The sequence below is a fragment of the bacterium genome (assembly GCA_035370465.1).
In the GTDB taxonomy this organism is placed as follows: domain Bacteria; phylum Ratteibacteria; class UBA8468; order B48-G9; family JAFGKM01; genus JAGGVW01.
In genome coordinates, this window is sequence record DAOOVW010000074.1 from 1 (window position 1) to 5,143 (window position 5,143).

Genomic DNA, 5,143 nt, shown 5'->3' on the forward strand with positions numbered 1-5,143 from the left:
AGTAAAAACTGACTTAAAAAGAAATTTAAGATTTTTTATAAGTGGAAACAAATTTATTTCAAAATAATAAAGTGCAAAATGTAAAGTACAAAGCGTAAAATTAAAACGAAAAATTGAAAATGAAGAACAAGAAAACAAAAAAGTTTTGAACTTTAAGTTATAGTTTTACACTTTGCTCTTTTAATTTTAAATTTATACTCTGTACTTCTTAGTTAACACAGTTGACTGAGTATTATAGCCATCTTCTTTCTCTCATTGCTTCTATAAGTTCATTTAAAGAAATATAAGTAGCAGCAATTCTATAAGATGACCTTAAATTATTTTTAATATTCAAAATTTTCTCAAATGAGTCAGATATTTTTCTATCAATGATTTGATAAACTTCCTTTTTATTTGTTTGATTACCTGACTTTGCATTCCTCCACTCAATATAAGAAGCAATTACTCCTCCACTATTACATAATATATCTGGTAAAATTATAACACCCTTTTTTTCAAGAATTTCATCTGCTTTTTCATTAACGGGGTCATTTGCTCCTTCAATAATTACTTTTGCTTTTATATCTTCTGCGTTTGTTTCATTTATTACTTCTCCTGCTGCTGCAGGAATAAGAAAATCAACATTTAAGTTTAATAATTCTTCATTTTTTATATTTTCACCCTCTGGAAAATCAAGTACACTTTTATCTTTAGTCGGTGCATAACTTAAAAGTTCTTTAATGTTTATACCTTCACCATTATATGTTCCACCAAATATATCACTAATAGCAACAATTTTTGCTCCCATTTCAGACAAAAATATAGCAGTATTTCTTCCAACATTTCCAAATCCCTGAATAGCAACTGAGCAATTAGAAATTTTTTCTTTTAAAATCTTTTCACTAACTAAATAGGTTGACATAGCGACACTTCTACCAGTTGCTTCATTTCTACCAGGTAATCCTCCAATTCTTACTGGCTTTCCAGTAACTGATTCAGGAATATGTGTTTCCCCATAAATAACAGCCATATCCTCAGGGCCACTGCCAAGGTCAGGTGCAGGTACATAATATCCAAAAATTAATTCTTCTTTTATCATATGAACAAATTCTTTAATTATAGCAACTCTCTTGAATTCATCAATATTTCCTCCATTTATCTTAATTCCTGATTTTCCTCCACCAAATGGGATTCCTGCAAGTGCATTTTTGTAAGTCATAATTTGAGCGAGAGTTCTTGTTTCATCTAAACTTACATCAGGAGAAATTCTTATACCACCTTTTGCAGGGCCTAAGGCAACATTATGATAAACAACAAATGCATCACAAAAAATAATTTCGTCTCTTCCTGTTTTCAAATTTACATTAAAAGCAATTTCTTTTTCTGACCTTGTTAATAAAATTTCTGCTGCTTCAGGTATATCAATAAACTTTTTCATCTTTTCAAGAGAAACAATAGCCATTTGTTCTTGTATGATGAAGTTAGAGTTTTTAGAGGAGTTATTTAGAGTAATTATACTCCTTGTGAACTCTATTACTTCACATACAATAATCACCTCCTTTAAAGGTTTTAATTTTAAGGAAGGGGAAAGAAAGCGGATATTTTTCCTGCTATTTATAAAAGCACGACGAAGTTTGCTTCTTTCTCCTTCTTGTTTTTTGTGTTTTAATATATCAGTAAACAGGGAAAAGAGAGTAGCACGTTTTCCTTACCCTTTAAAAGGGAATAAAATGAGAGCATTCTACGGAAAACTTTATGGAGTAGTTACTGAAAATAAAGGAAATTACGGCTTTGTCCATTTGAATAAACCAAATGGCTCTAACCGAATATCAAAAGCAAGGTTACAGACCATAAAGTTTCCTTTTTTCTCTTTATCTGACACAAAAGAAATCAAACCTCTTTTCCTCCATCCCTTTCTTTTTTAATAAGTATTCTCTTACCATTTTAAAAAAATGCCCGCTTTAACTTATTATATTCTATTGCATTTATTTTTCTTTTTAGTTGTTCTGATAGTTGTTCGGATTCTTTCGTTATTTTATCTTCAAATTTATACAGGATGTTTAATATCTGATAAGTATCTGAGACAGTAATTTTTTGATTTATAGATATTGTTTTTTTATTTCCTTTTACTATATATTTTTCTAATTCTTTTATTTTATTTCCTACTTTTTTTCTTAATTGTTTTGATGCAATTTCATTGTTTTTTTCAAATATCAACTCATTAAAAATATCTGGTTGATGAAATCCTCCAATTAATATCTTTGCCCATGAACAAAATTCTTGTTTATCAGAAACACATCTGTTTCTACATATATTCCCTGTCCATACACCTTCTGGATATCTACCTAACACTTCAAATGGTATCCTTACTTCTATTGACCAATAATCGTTCCCTTTATATACCTTTGCTTGCCAATCGGAAAGTTGAATAGAACTACTTGAATTCCATTTACTACCAATTGCATTTATAACGAACTGATAATATGTCTCTGCACCTTCTGGATATATAAAAATTTCTATACTATCCTCTTCCCATAAAATCCCACCATCTGAATACTTCGCTTTTATCTTGTCCATTTTTTCTTCATAACATATCACCCCTATATATAAACTATCCTCTGATATACCAATTTTCACTTCTGTTTTATAGGTAGTTGGGTTCCCTGCTCCAAGTATGTAGAAATTGTCAATCGCTTTTACTTTTTTCCAGACATCCTCATCTAATTTCCCATCTAATTTTATTTTCCCAGAAATAACAGAAACAGTATATATTTCTTTGCTAAATAAAGTAAATGGAATAAAACAGAATGTAAAGATAAATAAAAGAAAATTTTTCCCCATTTGAAATTCCTCCTTTCTTCTCTATTGCTTCCCCTTTAATTTCATTATGTAATCAATAATCTTTAGTCGTAAGGTATCCATATCTTCTATATCTCTGTTTATATCCCCTTTCTTTAATTCTTCTAAAAATTTCTGTGCTTCTTTTTTCACCATCTGACTATCCTTTGCCTTTTTTACCTCTTCAATTAATACATTCAAATACCTAACATCATCTATCCCTTCTCTATATCCCTCCCATTGTAATGTGTCTATTACTCCATCACCTGTTGGATATACCATATTATGTGCTTTATATTTTCTCTCACACCAGTCAGACCACATCGGTCCAAATCCTTGTATTTCCCAATGATAACAGTATGTCATAGCTCCATCATAGTTATATTGCCAGAGAAGTATTCCAAAATTTCGTCTGTATGTATCTGGTGCTTCTATCCCTCCTTGTGGATTTCCATAACAAACAATTTTGTGCCCTTTTGCATGCCATTTTTCTGCTTCTTCTCTTGATGGATAACCAGCACAAACAAGCAAATCCTGTATATCCCCCATTAAAGAAAAATTATCACCTTTATATCCAGCAACAAATACTTTACCTCCTGCCTCGTGTATTGCTTCCCAGACAGGCCTTTGAGCAGTTAATCTTTCCTCCCTTGCTTCATCAATACCATAAAAATATACATCATTTATCCCGTAAGATCTCCCAAAATCTACAATCTTTTTTACGTTTTCTTTGAGTTTGTTCAAATTGTCAGAAGTCGGTTCTATAAAATGTCTTGTTCTCCCACAAAAAAAGTAAAAACCTCTTTTATAGAGACCTATTTCCTGTAAAATTTTCAGTCGCTGCCCGAAATCATCCTTAATTTCTTCAAAATTTTTGTCGACATAAGTATCATGAAAATATGGTTCTAAAATCCCATGGGTATATAAATCTTCATTTTCTTTTTTGAAATTTTTTAAATCCCGGCTCATTCCCTGACAATAAATAGATGAAATGGGATAGTAACTACATAACTTGAATGGTAAAACATTTATCTTCATTACAATATTCACCAATTCTTTCCCTTTATTCTTTATTCCTACATTACCTTCATATATTCCTGCTTTTTGGTCTTCTGGAATTTTTATTGTCAACCAGACCTGTTTATTCTCATTTTCTTTTAATTCAAAAGGAAGGAGTTTTTCACTATCCTTTACAAGTGTCATCCCACTCCACTTGTTATAGCCATCTGGTAATTGTTTTTCGATTTCTTCTACATCATTTCCTGGTGTTATATCAATATATTTCTCTTCTTTTTCTGTCTTTATCTTTATATAATTTTTCCCCTTTTCATAGTCAACTTTTATTAAATTATCATCATTAAGCAATAATTCTGGAACTAATACCTTCTTGCCACTATATCCAATGGGACTATATCCTCTTGCGGGTGTTTTCTCTATATATCCTCTCCCTTTATCTTGATACCAACACTTTACTATTTTTATATCTACTGATGATGATTTTATTATTTCCCCTTCTTTACTCTTTAAATCACTTACTTCTATTTCTACCTGTTGAAGATTTTCTTTGCTGTTTAATACAAAACTCCCTGGTTCATATTCTCCCGGTGTTGCTATAATTAAAATCTCAGATGTGGTTGGAACAAATACCGGCTCATTTGGTAACACCCTTTGATTTGATACAGGATACGTTAATACAAATACCTTCACTTCTTCTGCTTGAATAGGCAAAACAAAACATAATAAAAACAGGCAGACAAATATCATTTGCTTCATAATTCCCTCCTTTTCTTATTATTGGTACTGCCAATCTTTTATAATGCCTTTCTTTGTCTTTTAATGCTTTTATATGTCTTTATATCCCTCCCCCTCTTTTCATCTATTTTTTTGACACTACCTCCCCGTTGTGCTATCTGGGAGACGATGACGCACCAACTCTGCCCTGCTACCATTTGCTTCCTTAGTCGGGAGCAGTTGTGCTATCTGAAATCCCCCTTTATCCCCCTTTGTTAAAGGGGGAAATAAAGCACCAACTCTGCTCTGCTAAGCCCTGCTCCTTCAGTCGGTTTGTTAAAGGGAGAACTTACTTACCTTATTGTTTCAAGAACCCGGTTTTTACAGAAAACCAGGTTCTTCTATCTTAACATTTTTCAAAGGGGGAATTTATGGGTAATCTCTATCCTTATGGCCCGAGGGGTGGATTTGTTCTTTACTTCTTTCTACTCTCTACTCGCTACTTTCAGTCAGTGTGATTGAGTAAGTATATACGAAGAACTTCTACCAAATAAACTCGCTAAGAAAATAAAAACTCTCTTAATTCTGAAAACCC

3 protein-coding genes are annotated in these 5,143 nt (G+C 31.8%); all 3 read right to left on the reverse strand.

Going from position 1 to position 5,143, the window contains the following annotated elements; translation table 11 throughout:
* Positions 1-232: 232 nt before the first annotated feature.
* The 3 genes from PLW95_07770 to PLW95_07780 all read right to left on the reverse strand — a co-directional run bounded on the left by PLW95_07770 (position 233) and on the right by PLW95_07780 (position 4,590).
* Positions 233-1,441: a Glu/Leu/Phe/Val dehydrogenase gene (locus PLW95_07770; GenBank protein HOV22551.1), complete on the reverse strand. Its 1,209-nt coding sequence runs from the start codon at positions 1,439-1,441 to the stop codon at positions 233-235.
* A 482-nt stretch (positions 1,442-1,923) separates the two neighbouring features.
* Positions 1,924-2,820 carry a sugar-binding protein gene (locus PLW95_07775; protein HOV22552.1) on the reverse strand — a complete coding sequence of 299 codons (897 nt, stop codon included), beginning with the start codon at positions 2,818-2,820 and terminating at the stop codon, positions 1,924-1,926.
* A gap of 21 nt (positions 2,821-2,841) precedes the next feature.
* Positions 2,842-4,590: a hypothetical protein gene (locus PLW95_07780; protein ID HOV22553.1), complete on the reverse strand. Its 1,749-nt coding sequence runs from the start codon at positions 4,588-4,590 to the stop codon at positions 2,842-2,844.
* Positions 4,591-5,143 lie beyond the last annotated feature (553 nt).